At 60.6% G+C, this 17,052-nt stretch carries 15 protein-coding genes; 13 read left to right on the forward strand and 2 right to left on the reverse strand.

Translation table 11 applies throughout. The features are described 5' to 3' along the window. Window positions 1-80: 80 nt before the first annotated feature. Together WFM45_RS23010 and add are read left to right on the forward strand one after the other, a co-directional pair. A complete protein-coding gene (locus WFM45_RS23010; protein ID WP_048326418.1) occupies window positions 81-1,022 on the forward strand; it encodes a nucleoside hydrolase in 942 nt (313 codons plus the stop codon). A 9-nt stretch (window positions 1,023-1,031) separates the two neighbouring features. Continuing rightward, complete coding sequence (add, locus tag WFM45_RS23015; protein ID WP_336957373.1) at window positions 1,032-2,024, forward strand: adenosine deaminase; 993 nt, start codon at window positions 1,032-1,034, stop codon at window positions 2,022-2,024. 28 nt (window positions 2,025-2,052) lie between these two features. On the opposite strand, the gene WFM45_RS23020 is transcribed toward add, so the two are convergent. Then, window positions 2,053-3,252 carry an NAD(P)/FAD-dependent oxidoreductase gene (locus WFM45_RS23020; RefSeq protein ID WP_060557909.1) on the reverse strand — a complete coding sequence of 400 codons (1,200 nt, stop codon included), beginning with the start codon at window positions 3,250-3,252 and terminating at the stop codon, window positions 2,053-2,055. Between the two features lie 300 nt (window positions 3,253-3,552). Between WFM45_RS23020 and pitA the strand changes: the two genes are divergently transcribed. Next, window positions 3,553-5,055, forward strand: a complete 1,503-nt coding sequence (gene pitA, locus WFM45_RS23025; RefSeq protein WP_015379362.1) for an inorganic phosphate transporter PitA — start codon at window positions 3,553-3,555, stop codon at window positions 5,053-5,055. Window positions 5,056-5,128: 73 nt separating this feature from the next. On the opposite strand, the gene uspB is transcribed toward pitA, so the two are convergent. After that, complete coding sequence (gene uspB / locus WFM45_RS23030) at window positions 5,129-5,464, reverse strand: universal stress protein UspB (protein WP_004930978.1); 336 nt, start codon at window positions 5,462-5,464, stop codon at window positions 5,129-5,131. Between the two features lie 433 nt (window positions 5,465-5,897). Here uspB and WFM45_RS23035 point away from each other — a divergent pair, with 433 nt between their 5' ends. The 10 genes from WFM45_RS23035 to WFM45_RS23080 all read left to right on the forward strand — a co-directional run bounded on the left by WFM45_RS23035 (window position 5,898) and on the right by WFM45_RS23080 (window position 17,038). Beyond that, on the forward strand, window positions 5,898-6,671 hold the full coding sequence (locus WFM45_RS23035; RefSeq protein ID WP_033631860.1) for an SDR family oxidoreductase: 774 nt from the start codon (window positions 5,898-5,900) through the stop codon (window positions 6,669-6,671). A gap of 102 nt (window positions 6,672-6,773) precedes the next feature. Next, window positions 6,774-7,682, forward strand: a complete 909-nt coding sequence (locus tag WFM45_RS23040) for a LysR family transcriptional regulator (RefSeq protein WP_015379363.1) — start codon at window positions 6,774-6,776, stop codon at window positions 7,680-7,682. A 267-nt stretch (window positions 7,683-7,949) separates the two neighbouring features. Further along, on the forward strand, window positions 7,950-8,387 hold the full coding sequence (gene uspA, locus WFM45_RS23045) for a universal stress protein UspA (RefSeq protein WP_004930988.1): 438 nt from the start codon (window positions 7,950-7,952) through the stop codon (window positions 8,385-8,387). A gap of 199 nt (window positions 8,388-8,586) precedes the next feature. Next, window positions 8,587-9,930: an NADP-specific glutamate dehydrogenase gene (gdhA, locus tag WFM45_RS23050; protein ID WP_015379364.1), complete on the forward strand. Its 1,344-nt coding sequence runs from the start codon at window positions 8,587-8,589 to the stop codon at window positions 9,928-9,930. Between the two features lie 329 nt (window positions 9,931-10,259). Beyond that, a complete protein-coding gene (locus WFM45_RS23055; RefSeq protein ID WP_031300309.1) occupies window positions 10,260-11,246 on the forward strand; it encodes an autoinducer 2 ABC transporter substrate-binding protein in 987 nt (328 codons plus the stop codon). A gap of 105 nt (window positions 11,247-11,351) precedes the next feature. Further along, the gene (locus WFM45_RS23060) at window positions 11,352-12,851 is read left to right on the forward strand and encodes a sugar ABC transporter ATP-binding protein (RefSeq protein ID WP_015379366.1); all 1,500 of its coding nucleotides are present in this window, start codon (window positions 11,352-11,354) and stop codon (window positions 12,849-12,851) included. Beyond that, window positions 12,844-13,833: an ABC transporter permease gene (locus tag WFM45_RS23065; RefSeq protein ID WP_015379367.1), complete on the forward strand. Its 990-nt coding sequence runs from the start codon at window positions 12,844-12,846 to the stop codon at window positions 13,831-13,833. The genes WFM45_RS23060 and WFM45_RS23065 overlap by 8 nt, the downstream gene beginning before the upstream one ends. A gap of 1 nt (window position 13,834) precedes the next feature. Further along, window positions 13,835-14,788, forward strand: a complete 954-nt coding sequence (locus tag WFM45_RS23070; RefSeq protein ID WP_015379368.1) for an ABC transporter permease — start codon at window positions 13,835-13,837, stop codon at window positions 14,786-14,788. A gap of 13 nt (window positions 14,789-14,801) precedes the next feature. After that, on the forward strand, window positions 14,802-16,439 hold the full coding sequence (locus WFM45_RS23075; RefSeq protein ID WP_118892645.1) for an FGGY-family carbohydrate kinase: 1,638 nt from the start codon (window positions 14,802-14,804) through the stop codon (window positions 16,437-16,439). Then, window positions 16,439-17,038, forward strand: a complete 600-nt coding sequence (locus WFM45_RS23080; RefSeq protein WP_076741284.1) for a KpsF/GutQ family sugar-phosphate isomerase — start codon at window positions 16,439-16,441, stop codon at window positions 17,036-17,038. Before WFM45_RS23075 ends, WFM45_RS23080 begins: the two co-directional genes overlap by 1 nt. Window positions 17,039-17,052: the final 14 nt, after the last annotated feature.

Consider the following 17,052-nt stretch of genomic DNA (forward strand, 5'->3'; position numbering starts at 1 on the left):
GAACGAAAAAGGACATCTGACCTTTTTTGCCTTAGATCGTCTGGGTACTTTCTCCGCATAGCCCACCCGAGGAGATGGCCATGCGACATATTCTGATAGACACCGATACCGCTTCCGACGATGCCGTCGCGCTGCTGATGGCGTTGCGCGCACCCGACGTGAAGGTGGAAGCGATCACCACCGTCGCGGGAAACTGCCCGCTTGAACAGTGCGTCAAAAATGCACTTATCTGCGTGGAAAAAGCGGGAACCTATTCGCCCCCGGTTTATGCCGGCATGGCGAAACCGCTCTTCCGAACGCGTTATCATTCGCACCATATTCACGGCGAAGACGGCATGGGCGACATGGCCTTGCCCGATCCGCGCCAGAGCGCCGAACCCGTTCATGCCGTGGACGCCATCATCGACTGCGCCGCACGGCTCAATGGCGAGCTGGAAATCGTCACCCTCGGGCCGTTGACCAATCTCGCGATGGCGGTGCTGAAAGCGCCCACGCTGGCCGAAAAAGTAAAGAGGGTTTATGTGATGGGCGGTTCCGGGCTGATGCCCGGCAATATCACCCCGCTGGCCGAATTTAATTTTTACGCCGATGCCGAGGCCGCGCATCTGGTGCTCACTGCCGGGCTGCCGCTCACCCTCGTTGGCTGGGAGATCGGCATGGGGGAAGCATTTATCAACGAACGCGATATAGAGCGATTGAATAATCTCGGCGAACTGGGGCGCTTTGCCGTGCGCTGCAATCGCACGCTGATGGCGTTCAACGCCATGCGCACCGAACGTAAAGGCTTTGATTTGCCCGATCCGACCACCATGGCGGTGGCGCTCTACCCAGACATCGTCGAAACCAGTCTGGAGGCGTATTCCTGGGTTGAATATAAAAGTGAAAGGTCTTACGGCCATTACGTCATCGATTCCACCCACCTGACCGGCGAACCGGCCAATGCGCGCGTGATCACCCGCATCAAACCCGGTCTGTTTAAAGAAAAACTGTTTTCGTTGTTATCTCAGCCGTTAATGAAATAAGTGGCCCGTATGAAATTCGATCCAAGAAAATTGAAGAAAGTGGAATTACACGTCCATTTGGATACCTGTTTAAGCTACCACTATGTCAAAAAGGTCGACCCGCAAATAACCAGAGCGGCATTTAATCGGCAATTTATCGCGCCGAAGCGATGCGCCGATCTGGGGAACTTTTTAAGCAAGATAGCGCCGCAAATAGATCTATTACAGACACGCCAGGCGATAACACTGGCCGTCGAGGACTTATTCGCGCAGTTGGCGGCGGATAATGTCATCTATGCCGAGCTGCGCTTCGCGCCGCTGCTGCATACCCGGCTGGGATTAACCGGCGAAACGGTGGTCGAGACGGTGCTGGCGGCCATGCATCACGCATCACGGGCTTACGGCATCGCCGCCGGGCTGATCCTGTGCACGCTGCGACATTTCGACGCGGCCGCCAGCCTGCAAACGGCGAAACTGGTTATCGATTATCAGGGAAGCGGCGTGGTGGCGCTGGATTTGGCCGCCGATGAAGCGCGTTACCCGCTGGCCAATCACGTAGCGGCCTTTCGCGCCGTGCGAGCAGCCGGCGGCAACGTCATCGCCCACGCCGGCGAGGCGAAGGGCGCCGACAGCGTACGGGAAACGCTGGAGCAGCTACAGGTGTCGCGCATCGGCCACGGCGTCAGGAGCATCGAGGATGCTGCCCTTATCGAGCGTCTGATAGCCACCGGCGTCCTGCTCGAGATCTGCCCCAGCTGCAATCTCGTCTGCAATCTGTTCGACAGCATCGACGATCATCCGATAGATCGGCTGAAAAGGATGGGAGTGCGGCTGAACGTGAATACCGATGCGCGCACCGTCGCCGACACCACGCTGAACAAGGAGTATCAGCTGTTGCATGACGCCTTCGGCTGGCAGGATGACGATTTTAACCGCAGCAACCGACAGGCGCTGGAGGCGAGTTTTCTCGACGGCAACACTAAAATGAAATTAATGAATCAGCTCAAGGCCGGGCCAATGTGACCCGGCACGTGTCAAGGCTGCGCGGGTTTTAACGCCCCTGCGCCGCCAGCGCCTGGGCGCAGGCCCAGGCCGAACTCCAGGCCCACTGGAAGTTGTAGCCACCCAGCCACCCGGTCACGTCCACCACTTCGCCGATGAAATAGAGCCCCGGCACCTTGTGGGCCTCCATCGTCTTGGAAGAAAGTTCGTTGGTGTCGACGCCGCCGAGCGTCACTTCCGCCGTGCGGTAGCCTTCGGTGCCGTTCGGCTGCACGCGCCAGTTCTGCAACAGATCAACCAGCGCCGCTTGTTGCGGCGCATTCAGCTGCTTCAGCGTCGCCTCCGGCAGTTGTCCCAGGGTCTGCAAGCACTCCACCAGCCGCTTCGGCAAATGCAGCGCCAGGGTGTTTTTCAGGCTTTGGTTCGGGTGCTCTTGGCGTTGGTTATCCAGGAAGCCCGCCAGATCCAGCTCAGGAAGTAAGTTAACGCTCACATACTCACCCGGTTGCCAGTAGCTGGACAGCTGCAATACCGCCGGCCCGGAGAGGCCACGGTGGGTAAACAGGATGCTTTCGCGGAAGCTGACGCCGTTCTCGGCGGTGATCACCGCCGGCACCGACACGCCGGATAGCGTCTGCACATGCTCCAGCAGCGGCTTATGCAGGGTAAAAGGCACCAGCCCGGCGCGCGTCGGCAGCACTTTGAGACCGAACTGCTCCGCCAGTTTGTAACCGAACGGCGAGGCGCCCAACCCCGGCATGGATAATCCGCCGCTGGCCACCACAAGTGAGCGAGCACTTACTTTTTCGCCATTGAGCGCCAGCTGGTAGCCGTTCTCGGTTTTCTCCACGCCCAGCACTTCGCTGCGCAGGCGCATCGTCACCTGGCCCAGCTCGCACTCTTTGACCAGCAGATCCACCACCTGCTGCGCCGAATCGTCGCAGAACAGCTGCCCCAGCGTTTTTTCATGGTAGGCGATGCCGTAGCGGTTGATCAGATCGATGAAGTCCCACTGGGTGTAGCGCGCCAGCGCCGACTTGCAGAAGTGCGGGTTGTTCGACAGATAGGCCGCCGGTTCGGCGTACATGTTGGTAAAGTTGCAGCGCCCGCCGCCGGACATCAGGATCTTGCGGCCCGGTTTTTTGCCGTTGTCGAGCAGCAACACGCGGCAACCGAGTTGCCCCGCCTGCGCGGCGCAAAACATGCCGGCGGCACCCGCCCCAATCACTACGACATCAAACTGTTCCACCTGAGCCTCACTTATCAAAACCACAATCGCGACAAAAGAGCGCCATATTACGCCGTTTCGCCGCCGGTCACCGCCAAATTCACGGCGGCAGATTGTAAAGCCCCGGCGCCGCCAACGCCACAGTAAGAAAATATTACAGAGGTCAGAGGAGAATAACGCGTTGATATTCAATATTTTTGTTATAGGCGCGTCATCGTTTCGTCATGTCCAAATCAAAAAAACGTCATATTTTCCTTTTCCCCGGCCCCGGTTGTCACTGATAATGCGCGGCGTTCATGTCCACAAACTGGCGTAACGCTTATGCTGCATTTGTTCGCTGGCCTGGATTTCCATACCGGCCTGATGTTAATTCTCGCATTGTTGTTCGTGTTGTTTTATGAAGCCATCAACGGTTTTCATGATACGGCCAATGCGGTCGCTACAGTTATTTATACCCGCGCCATGCGCTCGCAACTTGCGGTCGTGATGGCAGGTTTGTTCAACTTTCTTGGCGTAATGCTCGGCGGTTTGAGTGTTGCTTACGCCATCGTCCACTTGCTGCCTACCGATCTGTTGTTGAACGTCAGTTCAGCACACGGATTAGCCATGGTCTTCTCCATGCTGTTGGCGGCAATCATCTGGAACCTCGGCACCTGGTATTTCGGTCTGCCGGCCTCCAGTTCCCATACGCTGATAGGCGCAATCATCGGTGTCGGTTTAACCAACGCCCTGATGACCCACACTTCGGTGGTGGATGCGCTTAACGTCCCGAAAATGATTGGCATTTTCCTTTCTCTGCTGTTCTCGCCGCTGGTCGGCATGATGGTGGCGGGAGTGATGGTGTTCGCCTTGCGCCGCTATTGGAGTGGCACCAAGAAACGCCAGCGTATCCACATGACCCCTGCGGAACGTGAAAAGGTCGACGGCAAACGCAAGCCGCCGTTCTGGACCCGTATCGCGCTGATCCTGTCGGCGATTGGCGTCAGCTTCTCGCACGGCGCCAACGACGGCCAGAAAGGCATCGGCCTTATCATGCTGGTGTTGATCGGCGTTGCGCCGGCCGGCTTCGTGGTCAATATGAATGCAACCGGTTATGACATCACCCGTACGCGTGACGCCGTGACCCACCTGCAGCAATATTACCAGCAGCACGGCGACGCGCTGTCGCATGCGGTGTCGCTGACGCCGCTGGTGCCAAGCCCGGATGACGAAGCTGCGTCTGGCAAACCGGCCGAGTTCCACTGTGACAGTTCGCGCGCCATGCCGGCGATCGAGCTGGCTCAGGGCATGCTGACCAACCTGCAAAGCTACGATCAGCTGACGGTTGACCAGCGCAGCCACCTGCGCCGCCTGCTGATGTGCGTGACCGACACGGCGGATAAAGTCGCCAAGCTGCCGGAAACCTCATCCGCCGACCAGCGCTTCCTGAAGAACCTGCGTCAGGATCTGCTGCAGACCGTCGAGTACGCGCCGATGTGGATCATCGTCGCCGTCGCGCTGGCGCTGTCGCTCGGTACCATGGTGGGCTGGAAACGCGTGGCCACCACCATCGGCGAGAAGATCGGCAAGAAAGGCATGACCTACGCCCAGGGCGTATCGGCCCAGATGACCGCGGCGCTGTCGATCGGCGTGGCGAGCTATACCGGCATGCCGGTCTCCACCACCCACGTCCTCTCTTCGGCGGTTGCCGGGACGATGATCGTGGACGGCGGCGGCGTGCAGAGCAAAACCGTGAAGAACATCCTGTTGGCCTGGGTACTGACCCTGCCAATCTCGATTCTGCTTTCCGGTGCGCTGTATTGGATTGCGTTGAAGCTGATCTAAGCGATAAGCATCATGAGGAAGGCGGCCGCAGGGCCGCCTTTTTTTTGCCTGCATCAAGGGAAACAGAAAGGCATTAATACCAAATCATCATCGCTATCAGGCAGATGACCACCAGGCCGCACAGGGCCGAGGTCAGCATAAACTGCCCGCGCACCCGCTCACAGCGGCGAATAAACTCCGGATCGTGGTGTTCGACATAGCGCTGCGCAAAGATATAGCGCACCAGCCTCAGCTGCTTGCTGGGTTGGCCGTGGGCGGTGAAGAAGCCGCCGCCGTCGACGTATTGGTACAGCAGCGGGTCACAGCCGCGCAATACCACCAGCAGCGCGCGCAGAGAAGAGTAATACCGCACCATGTTTACCACACACACCACACATAAGGCCCAAAACAGCGCGACGGTACTGATCATGATTGCCCCCTCAAGGCGTTGTTATCCGCGGCCATCCGCCGGGTCCAACCGCCCTACCTCATTACCCGATACTCTGCTGGAGCTTACCGCTCTCATCCCCTTTTTTTGCCTGCACGGGCCACGCCCATAACCCACCGCCTCCGAAGACGTTGCCGCACCGCACGATGAGATTTGCACGGCATGGTTCTACTCAGAGGAGAAATGATGAGGCCCATATCCATCATTGTAGGTTAATGAAACGCAAACTGGCCTGAGCAGTGGATAAAATTTACCGCCCTGTACCGAAAAGTCACCTGCCGGGGCGTTATAAGCGATAACCGTCCGTTTCGATTATGTCGCTTTTCTGGATAGTCTATCCCGCGCCACGCCGCTGATCTTTCCCCCCACGCTGGCTAGACTCAGGTTTCCGTTACGCTCATCCAAGGAAACTGTTATGGCAAACCATTCAATCAAGGGAAAAACCGTCCTCATCGCCGGCGGCGCCAAAAACCTCGGCGGGCTGATCGCACGCGATTTGGCTGAACAAGGCGCCAAAGCGGTGGTGATCCACTACAACAGCGCCGCCTCCAAAACCGAAGCGGAAAAAACCGTCGCCGCCATTCAGGCCACCGGCGCGCAAGGTGTCGCGCTGCAGGCCGATCTCACCACCGCGGGCGCGGTCGAGAAGCTGTTCGCCGATGCGGTAGCCGCCGTCGGCAAGCCGGATATCGCCATCAATACCGTCGGCAAGGTGTTGAAAAAGCCGATGATCGACATCAGCGAAGCCGAGTACGACGAGATGACGGCGGTCAACGCCAAAACCGCGTTCTTCTTCCTGAAAGAGGCGGGCAAGCACCTTAACGACAACGGTAAAATTTGCACGCTGGTCACCTCGCTGCTCGGCGCCTTCACGCCGTTCTACGCCGCTTACGCCGGCACCAAGGCGCCGGTGGAGCACTTCACCCGCGCCGCCGCCAAGGAGTTCGGCGAACGCGGCATCTCCGTGACGGCAGTCGGCCCCGGCCCGATGGACACCCCGTTCTTCTACCCGGCAGAGGGTGCGGACGCCGTGGCCTACCACAAAACGGCGGCGGCGCTGTCGCCGTTCAGCAAAACCGGCCTGACCGATATCGAAGACGTGGTGCCGTTCATCCGCCATCTGGTCAGCGACGGCTGGTGGGTAACCGGCCAAACCATCCTGATCAACGGCGGCTACACCACCAAATAGTTCGACGGGGGCGGAGAGGCCCCCGCACCTGCTCGCGCGCAACCGCGCCATGCGGCTACACTTTCTGTCGGGAACGGCGCCAAGGAACAGCAGGTCAACGAGATGGACAGATTCAATCAATACCGCGTATTCGTACAGGTGGCGGAAATGGGCAGCTTTATCCGGGCGGCCCATGCGCTGGAGGTGCCGCGCGCCTCGGTCTCCGCCGCCGTGCAGCAATTGGAAACGCAGCTGGGCGTGCGCCTGCTGCACCGCACCACGCGGCAGGTGCGGCTGACCGCCGACGGCGAACAGCTGCTCGAGCGGCTGCGCCCGCTGCTGGCCGAAGTGGAAGACATCGATCAGTCATTTCAGGCCAGCCAACGGCAGGCCTCCGGACGGCTCAGCGTCGACGTGCCGAGCCGCATCGCCCGCCGGCTGATCGCTCCGGCGCTGCCCGGCTTGCTGCGGCGCCATCCTCACCTGCAGCTGGTGCTCGGCTCCGCCGATCGCGCCATCGATCTGGTGCAGGAGGGGGTCGACTGCGCGGTGCGCGTCGGCGATCTGCACGACAGCAGCCTGGTGATGCGCCCGCTCGGCCATATCGCGCTGATCAACTGCGCCAGCCCCGCCTACCTGAGCGAATTCGGTCATCCGCTCCACCCCGGCGATCTTGCCGAGGGGCACTGGAGCATCGGCTACGCCTCACCCAGGACCGGCCGCGAATCCCCCTGGGAATACCTGACCGGCGACGGCCATACGCAACGGCTCGAACTACCCAGCCGGGTGGTGGTCAACAACGCCGAAAGCTATATCGCCTGCTGCCGCGCCGGGCTGGGGCTGATGCAAATCCCGCGCTACGACGTACAACACCTGCTCGACGCCGGTGAACTGGTGGAAGTCCTGCCCGGTTACCGCGCCGCCTCCATGCCGATCGCCCTGATCTACCCCCATCGCCGCCAGCGTTCCCGCCGTTTGGCGGTGTTTCATGAGTGGTTTGAAAGCCTGTTGCAGCCGCATCTGGAGCGCTGATTGCACATTTAGCGCTATACTTTGTTTAATAACGCTTATAATTCAAGCGGTCAGACCGTTAAAACCCGCATAACCCATAGGCTTTTACGCCACGCGGGTGTACAACAAAAGGTATCGTGCGCAGAGATTTTCGATGCGGCGCAGTGTGATCGCCCCAACATATCATTGCGTTATCCGAATGATACTATGGAACCAACAGCGCCAGGCGGGTACACGGAACGCCTGCTAACCCTTTTTAATCGGCATGTTTATGGAAGGAGTATTCTTATGGCTTACAAACACATATTGATCGCGGTAGACCTATCCCCGGAAAGCAAGATCCTGGTAGAAAAAGCCGTCTCTATGGCGCGGCCGTATAACGCCAAAGTTTCTCTGATCCACGTCGATGTCAACTATTCCGACCTCTATACCGGCCTTATCGACGTCAATCTCGGCGACATGCAAAAACGCATCTCTGAAGAAACCCATCAGGCGCTGACCGAGCTGTCGCAAAACGCCGGCTACCCGATCACCGAGACCCTGAGCGGCAGCGGCGATCTGGCGCAGGTGCTGGTGGACGCCATCAAGAAATACGATATGGACCTGGTGCTGTGCGGCCACCATCAGGACTTCTGGAGCAAGCTGATGTCTTCCGCGCGCCAGCTGATCAATACCGTGCACATCGATATGCTGATCGTGCCGCTGCGCGATGAAGAAGACGAATGAAGTAAGCGTTTGCTAACTTAACTGACCAACGCCCGCGCCCTGCGGGCGTTTTTCATGCCGCCACGCCGATTAATCGCTTGATAATCAACCGCCCTCCGATGATATAGTCGCTAAAGACACAACATCCTCCCCCGAGCATCGCCTATACCCAAATCTATAAGAAATAGCGGGGGAAATTTAATGCGAAAAGGAGTTATCCATGGAATATGCCGTATCGGTAGAGTCTTTCCTGTCCTCGTTACAACGCCATAACCCCCACCAGCCGGAATATCTGCAGGCGGTGCGCGAAGTGTTCACCTCGCTGTGGCCGTTTATCGAGCGCAACCCGCGCTATCGCGAACAGGCGCTGCTGGAGCGCCTGGTGGAGCCCGAGCGCGTCATTCAGTTCCGCGTCAGCTGGGTGGACGATCGCGGCCAGGTGCAGGTCAACCGCGCCTTCCGCGTGCAGTTCAACTCGGCCATCGGCCCCTACAAGGGCGGCATGCGCTTCCACCCGTCGGTAAACCTGTCGATCCTGAAGTTCCTCGGCTTTGAGCAGACCTTCAAGAATGCGCTGACCACCCTGCCGATGGGCGGCGGCAAAGGCGGCTCCGATTTCGATCCGAAGGGCAAAAGCCAGGGCGAGATCATGCGCTTCTGCCAGGCGCTGATGACCGAGCTGTATCGCCACTTGGGCCCGGACACCGACGTGCCGGCCGGCGACATCGGCGTCGGCGGTCGTGAAGTCGGCTTTATGGCCGGCATGATGAAAAAACTGTCCAACAACACCGCCTGCGTGTTTACCGGCAAGGGCCTCTCCTTCGGCGGCAGCCTGATCCGCCCCGAGGCGACCGGCTACGGCCTGGTGTACTTTACCGACGCCATGCTGCAGCGCCACGGCCTGGGCTTTGAGGGCATGCGGGTGGCGGTATCCGGTTCCGGCAACGTAGCGCAGTACACCATCGAGAAAGCGCTGGAGCTGGACGCGCGCGTGATCACCGTATCGGATTCCGGCGGCACCCTGGTGGACGAAGACGGTTTCACCACCGAGAAGCTGGCGCACCTGGCGGAGATCAAGAACCAGCGCTACGGCCGGGTGGCGGACTACGCCCGCGAACGCGGCCTGACCTACCTGGCGGGCCAGCAGCCGTGGAACGTGCCGGTGGATATCGCCCTGCCGTGCGCCACCCAGAACGAGCTGGATCTCGAGGCGGCGCAGACGCTGATCCGCAACGGGGTGAAAGCGGTGGCGGAAGGCGCCAACATGCCGACCACCATCCAGGCCACCGACGCCTTCCTCGACGCCGGGGTGCTGTTCGCGCCCGGCAAGGCGGCCAACGCCGGCGGCGTGGCCACCTCGGGACTGGAGATGGCGCAAAACGCCGCGCGCATCGGCTGGCGGGCGGAAAAAGTGGATGTACGTTTACAACATATCATGGCGGATATTCACCATGCCTGCGTGGAATACGGCGGCGAGGGCAAGCAGACTCACTATGTGCACGGCGCGAATATCGCCGGTTTCGTCAAGGTTGCAGAGGCGATGCTGGCCCAGGGCGTGCTGTAATCGGGCGCAAAGGTGATCTTGTTCACACATCGATTAAATGCTTCAATGCCGGCCTCTGCGCCGGCATTTTTTTCCGCGTCCAAGCCATCAAAATGATGCGAAAGCGTTAATTAAAAGTTAATAAAAAGTTATTTACAGCCGTTTAGTTGGTAGTAAATTTACCACCGCCAAATAATTAAACATTTATTTAACAATAAATACGCCAATATTTTACTTAAATGTGCGCAGATCACATTTCGTTAACTTCGGCTACGCCCCCTCTTCCATTCCTTTGTAATCTGCAGCGGTGGAAAAACCGCCACCCCTACAGATAAAAAAAGGTACAGCTAATGAAATTTAACCTCGCATTATTAAATGCATGTGTGGTTTCTGCGTGCATGTTATCGACAACACCTGTGTTCGCCGCTGATAAATATGAGATTGCCGTGGTCGCCAAAGTGACCGGCATTCCGTGGTTCAACCGCATGGAAGTGGGCGTCAACGAAGCGGCGAAAAAACTCGACGTCAACGCCTACCAGACCGGCCCTTCTACGCCGGATCCGGCCGCGCAGGTCAAGGTGATTGAGGATCTGATCGCCAAGAACGTCAACGCCATCATCGTGGTGCCGAACGACGCCAAGGTGCTGGAGCCGGTGCTGAAAAAAGCGCGCGACAAAGGCATCGTGGTGCTGACCCATGAATCCCCGGACCAGCAGATCGGCCAGTGGGACATCGAGACCATCGACAGCGAGAAATACGCGCAGGCCAACGTCGATGAGCTGGCGAAAAACATGGGCGGCAAAGGCGGCTACGCGATCTACGTCGGCTCGCTGACCGTGCCGCTGCACAACGCCTGGGCCGATTCCGCCATCAAGTACCAGAAAGAAAAATACCCGGACATGTTTGAAGTCACCTCGCGCTTGCCGGTGGCGGAAAGCATCGACAAATCCTATGCCACCACGCTGGATCTGATGAAAACCTATCCGCAGATGAAGGGCATCATCGGCTTTGGTTCGCTCGGCCCGATCGGCGCCGGCCAGGCGGTGGCCAAGAAGCGCGCCAAGGACAAAATCGCGGTGGTGGGCATCGCCATGCCGGCGCAGGCCGCCCCTTACCTGATGCGCGGCGACATCAAGAAAGCGCTGCTGTGGGATCCGAAAGACGCCGGTTATGCGCTGGTGACGGTGGCCGATCAGCTGCTGCAGGGCAAGGACGTGAACAAAGACCTGTCGATCGAGGGGTTGGGTAAGGCCGACGTCGATATGGAGCACAAAGTGATTCGGTTTAATAAGATTTTGGAAGTGACCAAAGACAACGCCCAATCGCTCGGATTCTGATTTTTCGCGTAATTTCGCCACACCGGGAAAGTAGTTAAACCCTCGTAGGGGCGCAGCGTTGCTGCGCCCAGGGCTTCGGCCGCTACGCAAGCACAGGTTAACGTTATGACAGCCTCCCCCGCATTTATCACCCTGGAGAATATCAGCAAGCGATTCCCAGGCGTGCTGGCATTAGACCAGATCAACCTGACGCTGAATAAAGGCGAAGTGCACTGCCTGGCCGGGCAAAACGGCTGCGGCAAAAGCACCATTATTAAAATCATCTCCGGCGTCTATCAGCCGGAAAAAGGCGCCAATATTTCGCTGGAAGGCAAACTCTTCCACGCCCTGACGCCGCAGCTGTCCGGTTATTACGGCATACAGGTGATCTACCAGGACCTGTCGCTGTTCCCTAACCTGACGGTGGCGGAAAACATCGCCATCCACCGTTACCTGCCCGGCGGCCACTTCTGGGTGCGCAAGCGGGTGATGCGCCAGACGGCGCTGGACGCCATGGCGCGGGTCGGCGTACACATCGATCCCGATAAAAAAGTAGAAAAACTGTCGATCGCCGATCGGCAGCTGGTGGCGATTTGCCGCGCCATCGCCGCCGAAGCGCGGTTGGTTATCATGGACGAACCGACCGCCTCGCTGACCCGCCAGGAGGTCGACGGCCTGCTGCGGGTGGTCAACGAATTGAAAGCAGCCGGCATCTGCGTGGTGTTCGTCAGCCACCGATTGGATGAAGTGATGGAAGTCGCCGATCGCATCAGCGTGATGCGCGACGGCAAGCTGGTGGGCACCTGGCCGGCCAGCGAACTGGACAGCCATGAACTGGCGTTCCTGATGACCGGCCAACGCTTCCACTACAGCCCGCTGCCGCCGCTGCCGCCGGCCGAACAGGCGCCGCTGCTCGAGGTGCGCAACCTCAGCCGCGGCGAAAAATACCGCAACGTCAATCTGGCGCTGCGCGGCGGCGAGATCGTCTCGATCGTCGGCCTGCTCGGCGCCGGCCGCACCGAACTGTGCCTCAGCCTGTTCGGCATGACGCGGCCGGACAGCGGCGAGATCCGCATCGAGGGCCAAGCGGTGCAGCTGCACAACAACCGCGAAGCGGTGCGCCACGGCATCGGTTATGTGTCGGAGGATCGTCTGACGCAGGGATTGATCATGGAGCAATCGATCTACGACAACACCATCGTCACCGTCTTCGATCGGCTGCATACCTCGCTTGGATTGCTGGATCACGCCAAGGCGACCGAGCTGGTCAACCGGCTGATCCGCGATCTGAACATCAAGGTGTCCGACAGCGCATTGCCGGTGAAGACCCTGTCCGGCGGCAACGCCCAGCGCATCGCCATCGCCAAATGGGTCGCAACCCAGCCGAAGATCCTGATCCTCGACTCACCCACCGTCGGCGTCGACATCGCCAACAAAGAGGGGATCTATCAGATCGCCCGCGATCTGGCGCAGCTGGGCATGGCGGTGCTGATGATCTGCGACGAGATCCCGGAAGCCTATTACAACAGCCATCGGGTGATGGTGATGCGCAAGGGCGAGCTGATCGCCGAATTCGCGCCGCACCAGAGTACCGAACAACAGATCGCCGAGGTGGTGAATGGATAAGTCATTATTGGCCCGCCTGGCCGGGCGGCACGAGTTTTATCTCGGCCTGCTGGTGCTGCTGCTGGCGATCGGCCTGAGCGCCGGCACCGATGAGTTTCTGACGCTCGGCAACCTGACCGACGTCGCCACCAGCTACGCCATTCTCGGCATCCTGGCCTGCGGGCTGTTCGTGGTGCTGATCGCCGGCGGCATCGACATTTCGTTCCCGGCGGTCACCGCCATCGCGCAGTATGTGATGGCCAGCTGGGTGATCCAGCACGGCGGCAGCTTCCCGCTGGCGTTCGCCCTGGCGATTGGCGTCGGCCTGCTGCTCGGGTTGGTGAACGGTTTCCTGGTGTATTGGCTCAAGGTGCCGGCGATCATCATCACCATCGCTACCCTTAACCTGTTCTACGGCCTGCTGGTGTACGCCACCAACGGTACCTGGCTGTACGGCTTCCCGGACTGGTTCATGAACGGCATCAACTGGTTCTCGTTCCAGGGCGCCGACGGTTACGACTACGGCCTGACGCTGCCGCTGCTGTGCCTGCTGGCGACCATCGTCGTCACCGGCGTGCTGATGAACCGCACCCGGCTGGGGCGCCAGATCTACGCCATGGGCGGCAACCGCGACGCGGCGTCGCGCCTGGGGTTGAACCTGCTGCGGCTGCACTTCTGCGTCTACGGCTATATGGGCATTCTGGCCGGCGTCGCGGCGGTGGTGCAGGCGCAGATCACCCAGTCGGTGGCGCCCAACTCGCTGCTCGGCTTCGAGCTGACGGTATTGGCGGCGGTGGTGCTGGGCGGCACCAGCATGAGCGGCGGCCGCGGATCGTTGACCGGCACCCTGCTCGGCGTGGTGCTGCTGGCCTTCCTGCAAAACGGGCTGACGCTGCTCAGCGTCTCGGCCTATTGGCACCAGGTATTCAGCGGCGCGATCATTTTGATCAGCATCAGCACCACCGCCTGGAACGAAAAACGCAAGCTGCTCAAGGAGATCTGACATGACGCAGTTAACTCGGTTGATCCCAAACGATCGGATCATTCGCCTGCAGGGCGCGATCATCATCGCGGTGGCGCTGCTGTTCGCCGGGCTGCTCGGATCGCGCTTCTTCAGCCTCGGCAACTTCCAGTCGATCGCCTCGCAGCTGCCGATCCTCGGCCTGCTGGCGCTCGGCATGGGCATCACCATGCTGACCGGCGGCATCAACCTGTCGATCATCGCCGGCGCCAACGCCTGTTCGCTGGTGATGGCGGCGATCATCGTCAGCCATCCCGACCAGCCGCTGTTCCTGGCGCTGGCGCTGTTGGCCGGCCTGTTGGTGGCGGTGGCGATCGGCGCGCTCAACGGCGTGCTGGTAGCCTGGATCGGCGTTTCGCCGATCCTCGCCTCGCTCGGCACCATGACGCTGATCACCGGCCTGAACATCCTGCTGTCCAACGGCGCGGTGATCTCCGGCTTCCCGGCGGCGATTCAATTTCTCGGCAACGGCGCCGTGCTCGGCGTACCGGTGGCGCTGATCCTGTTCCTGCTGGTGGCGGTCGGTCTGTGGCTGCTGCTGGAGCACACCACGCTGGGGCGCAGCCTGTACCTGATCGGCTCCAACGAGCAGGCCACCCGCTTTAGCGGCGTGAACACCGCGCGGGTGCAGATCGCGGTGTACATCCTGTCGGCGCTGCTCGGCTGGGGCGCCGCGCTGCTGATGATGGCCAAGTTCAACTCGGCCAAGGCCGGCTACGGCGAATCTTATCTGCTGGTGACCATTCTGGCCTCGGTGCTGGGCGGCATCAACCCGGACGGCGGTTTCGGCCGCATTCTGGGGCTGGTGCTGGCGCTGATCGTGCTGCAAATGTTGGAAAGCGGCCTCAATTTGCTGGGGGTCAGCAGCTACCTGACCATGGCCCTGTGGGGCGGCGTGCTGATCCTGTTTATCGCGTTACAGAATCGAAAAGCTTAGGAGAAAACAGATAATGGCGAGCTATTTTATTGGCGTAGATGTGGGCACCGGAAGCGCGCGCGCAGGCGTATTCGATCTCAATGGGCGCATGGTCGGCCAGGCCAGCCGGGCCATCGATCTGTACCGGCCAAAGGCGGATTTCGTCGAGCAGTCGTCGGATAACATCTGGCAGGCGGTGTGCAATGCGGTGCGCGACGCGGTCAACCAGGCCGACATCAACCCGATCCAGGTCAAAGGGCTGGGCTTCGACGCCACCTGTTCGCTGGTGGTGCTGGATAAAGAGGGCAAACCGCTGACCGTCAGCCCCTCCGGTCGTACCGAACAGAACATCATCGTGTGGATGGATCACCGGGCGATCGCCCAGGCCGAGCGCATCAACGCCACCAAACACCGGGTGCTGGACTTCGTCGGCGGCATCATTTCGCCGGAGATGCAGACGCCGAAACTGCTGTGGCTGAAACAGCACATGCCCACCACCTGGGCCAACGCCGGCTACCTGTTCGATCTGCCGGACTTCCTCACCTGGCGCGCCACCCAGGACGCCACCCGCTCGCTGTGCTCGACGGTGTGCAAGTGGACCTATCTCGGCCACGAGCAGCGTTGGGACAAGAGCTACTTCCAGCAGATCGGGCTGGAAGACGTGCTGGAACATGACGCGGCCAAGATCGGCAGCGACGTTAAAATGATGGGTGAGCCGCTGGGTCACGGTCTGACCCAGCGTGCCGCCAGCGAGATGGGGCTGATCGCCGGCACGGCGGTGAGCGTATCGATCATCGACGCGCACGCCGGCACCCTCGGCACGCTGGGCGCCACCGGCGTCTCCGGCGAGGTGGCCGACTTCAATCGCCGCGTCGCGCTGATCGGCGGCACCTCCACCGGCCATATGGCGATGTCGCGCACCGCGCGCTTTATCGGCGGCGTCTGGGGGCCGTATTACTCGGCGATCCTGCCGGAATACTGGCTGAACGAGGGCGGCCAGTCCGCTACCGGCGCGCTGATCGACCACGTCATCCAGTCGCATCCGTGCTATCAGGAGCTGCTGGCGCAGGCGAAAGCCCAGGGGCAGACCATCTATGAGGTGCTGAACGCCATTCTGCGCCGCATGGCCGGCGAGCCGGAGAACATCGCCTTCCTGACGCAGGACATTCACATACTGCCGTACTTCCACGGCAACCGCTCGCCGCGCGCCAACCCGACGCTGACCGGCATCCTGACCGGGCTGAAGCTGTCGCGCACGCCGGAAGACATGGCGCTGCACTACCTGGCCACCATTCAGGCCATCGCGCTCGGCACCCGCCACATCATCGAAACCATGAACCACAGCGGCTACAGCATCGACACCATCATGGCCAGCGGCGGCGGCACCAAGAACCCGATCTTCGTGCAGGAGCACGCCAACGCCACCGGTTGCGCCATGCTGCTGCCGGAGGAAAGCGAAGCGATGCTGCTGGGCGGCGCGATAATGGGCACCGTGGCGGCCGGCGTGTTCGACACCTTGCCGGAGGCGATGAGCGCCATGAGCCGCATCGGCAAGACGGTCACGCCGCAGACCAACCAGATAAAAAGCTATTACGACCGTAAATACCGGGTGTTCCACGAGCTGTACAACGACCACATGAAATACCGCCGGTTGATGCAGGAGGAGGCGTGATGCAGCAGGAGTGGCGGCAGGCCGTACAGGGCTGGCAAACCTACAGCCAGGAGCTGGCGCAGCTGGGCGAACGCCTCGACGCGCACACCTGGCAGCGGCTGCTGGCGCTGCTGGCCGACTGCCGCGGTAAAATCGCCGTCACCGGCGTCGGCACCTCTGGGATTGCGGCGCGCAAGATAGCCCATATGCTGGCCTGCGTGGAGCGGCCGGCGGTCTATCTCGACGCCACCGGCGCGGCGCACGGCGATCTGGGCTTCCTGCGCGCAGACGATCTGCTGATCCTGATCTCGCGCGGCGGCAATTCCGACGAGCTGACCCGCCTGCTGCCGACGCTGCAGGCCAAGGGAGTGACGCTGATCGCGGTGACGGAAAACCCGCATTCCGCCATCGCGCAGGCGGCGCAGCTGACGATCGCTACCGGGGTGCAGAAGGAGATAGATCCGCTGAACATGCTGGCCACCACCTCAATTGTGCTGGTGTTGGCGATCTTCGACGCCGCCTGCGCCTGCCTGATGGCGCGCAGTGGTTACGACAAGAACGCCTTGCTGGCGGTGCATCCGGGCGGCGGCGTGGGGAAAAGTTTACGAGAGGAAAACTGAGGGCCCGACACAGC

This window comes from Serratia sp. KG1D (genome assembly GCF_037150675.1).
GTDB lineage: Bacteria > Pseudomonadota > Gammaproteobacteria > Enterobacterales > Enterobacteriaceae > Serratia > Serratia nematodiphila.

What these genes read in the sequence shown, in the direction of transcription:
- uspB (WP_004930978.1), bottom strand. Translation starts at nt 5,464, where the DNA reads ATGATCAGTACCGTCGCGCTGTTTTGGGCCTTATGTGTGGTGTGTGTG.
- WFM45_RS23010 (WP_048326418.1), top strand. Translation starts at nt 81, where the DNA reads ATGCGACATATTCTGATAGACACCGATACCGCTTCCGACGATGCCGTC.
- WFM45_RS23080 (WP_076741284.1), top strand. Translation starts at nt 16,439, where the DNA reads ATGCAGCAGGAGTGGCGGCAGGCCGTACAGGGCTGGCAAACCTACAGC.
- WFM45_RS23055 (WP_031300309.1), top strand. Translation starts at nt 10,260, where the DNA reads ATGAAATTTAACCTCGCATTATTAAATGCATGTGTGGTTTCTGCGTGC.
- WFM45_RS23075 (WP_118892645.1), top strand. Translation starts at nt 14,802, where the DNA reads ATGGCGAGCTATTTTATTGGCGTAGATGTGGGCACCGGAAGCGCGCGC.
- WFM45_RS23065 (WP_015379367.1), top strand. Translation starts at nt 12,844, where the DNA reads ATGGATAAGTCATTATTGGCCCGCCTGGCCGGGCGGCACGAGTTTTAT.
- pitA (WP_015379362.1), top strand. Translation starts at nt 3,553, where the DNA reads ATGCTGCATTTGTTCGCTGGCCTGGATTTCCATACCGGCCTGATGTTA.
- uspA (WP_004930988.1), top strand. Translation starts at nt 7,950, where the DNA reads ATGGCTTACAAACACATATTGATCGCGGTAGACCTATCCCCGGAAAGC.
- add (WP_336957373.1), top strand. Translation starts at nt 1,032, where the DNA reads ATGAAATTCGATCCAAGAAAATTGAAGAAAGTGGAATTACACGTCCAT.
- WFM45_RS23040 (WP_015379363.1), top strand. Translation starts at nt 6,774, where the DNA reads ATGGACAGATTCAATCAATACCGCGTATTCGTACAGGTGGCGGAAATG.
- WFM45_RS23070 (WP_015379368.1), top strand. Translation starts at nt 13,835, where the DNA reads ATGACGCAGTTAACTCGGTTGATCCCAAACGATCGGATCATTCGCCTG.
- WFM45_RS23060 (WP_015379366.1), top strand. Translation starts at nt 11,352, where the DNA reads ATGACAGCCTCCCCCGCATTTATCACCCTGGAGAATATCAGCAAGCGA.
- gdhA (WP_015379364.1), top strand. Translation starts at nt 8,587, where the DNA reads ATGGAATATGCCGTATCGGTAGAGTCTTTCCTGTCCTCGTTACAACGC.
- WFM45_RS23035 (WP_033631860.1), top strand. Translation starts at nt 5,898, where the DNA reads ATGGCAAACCATTCAATCAAGGGAAAAACCGTCCTCATCGCCGGCGGC.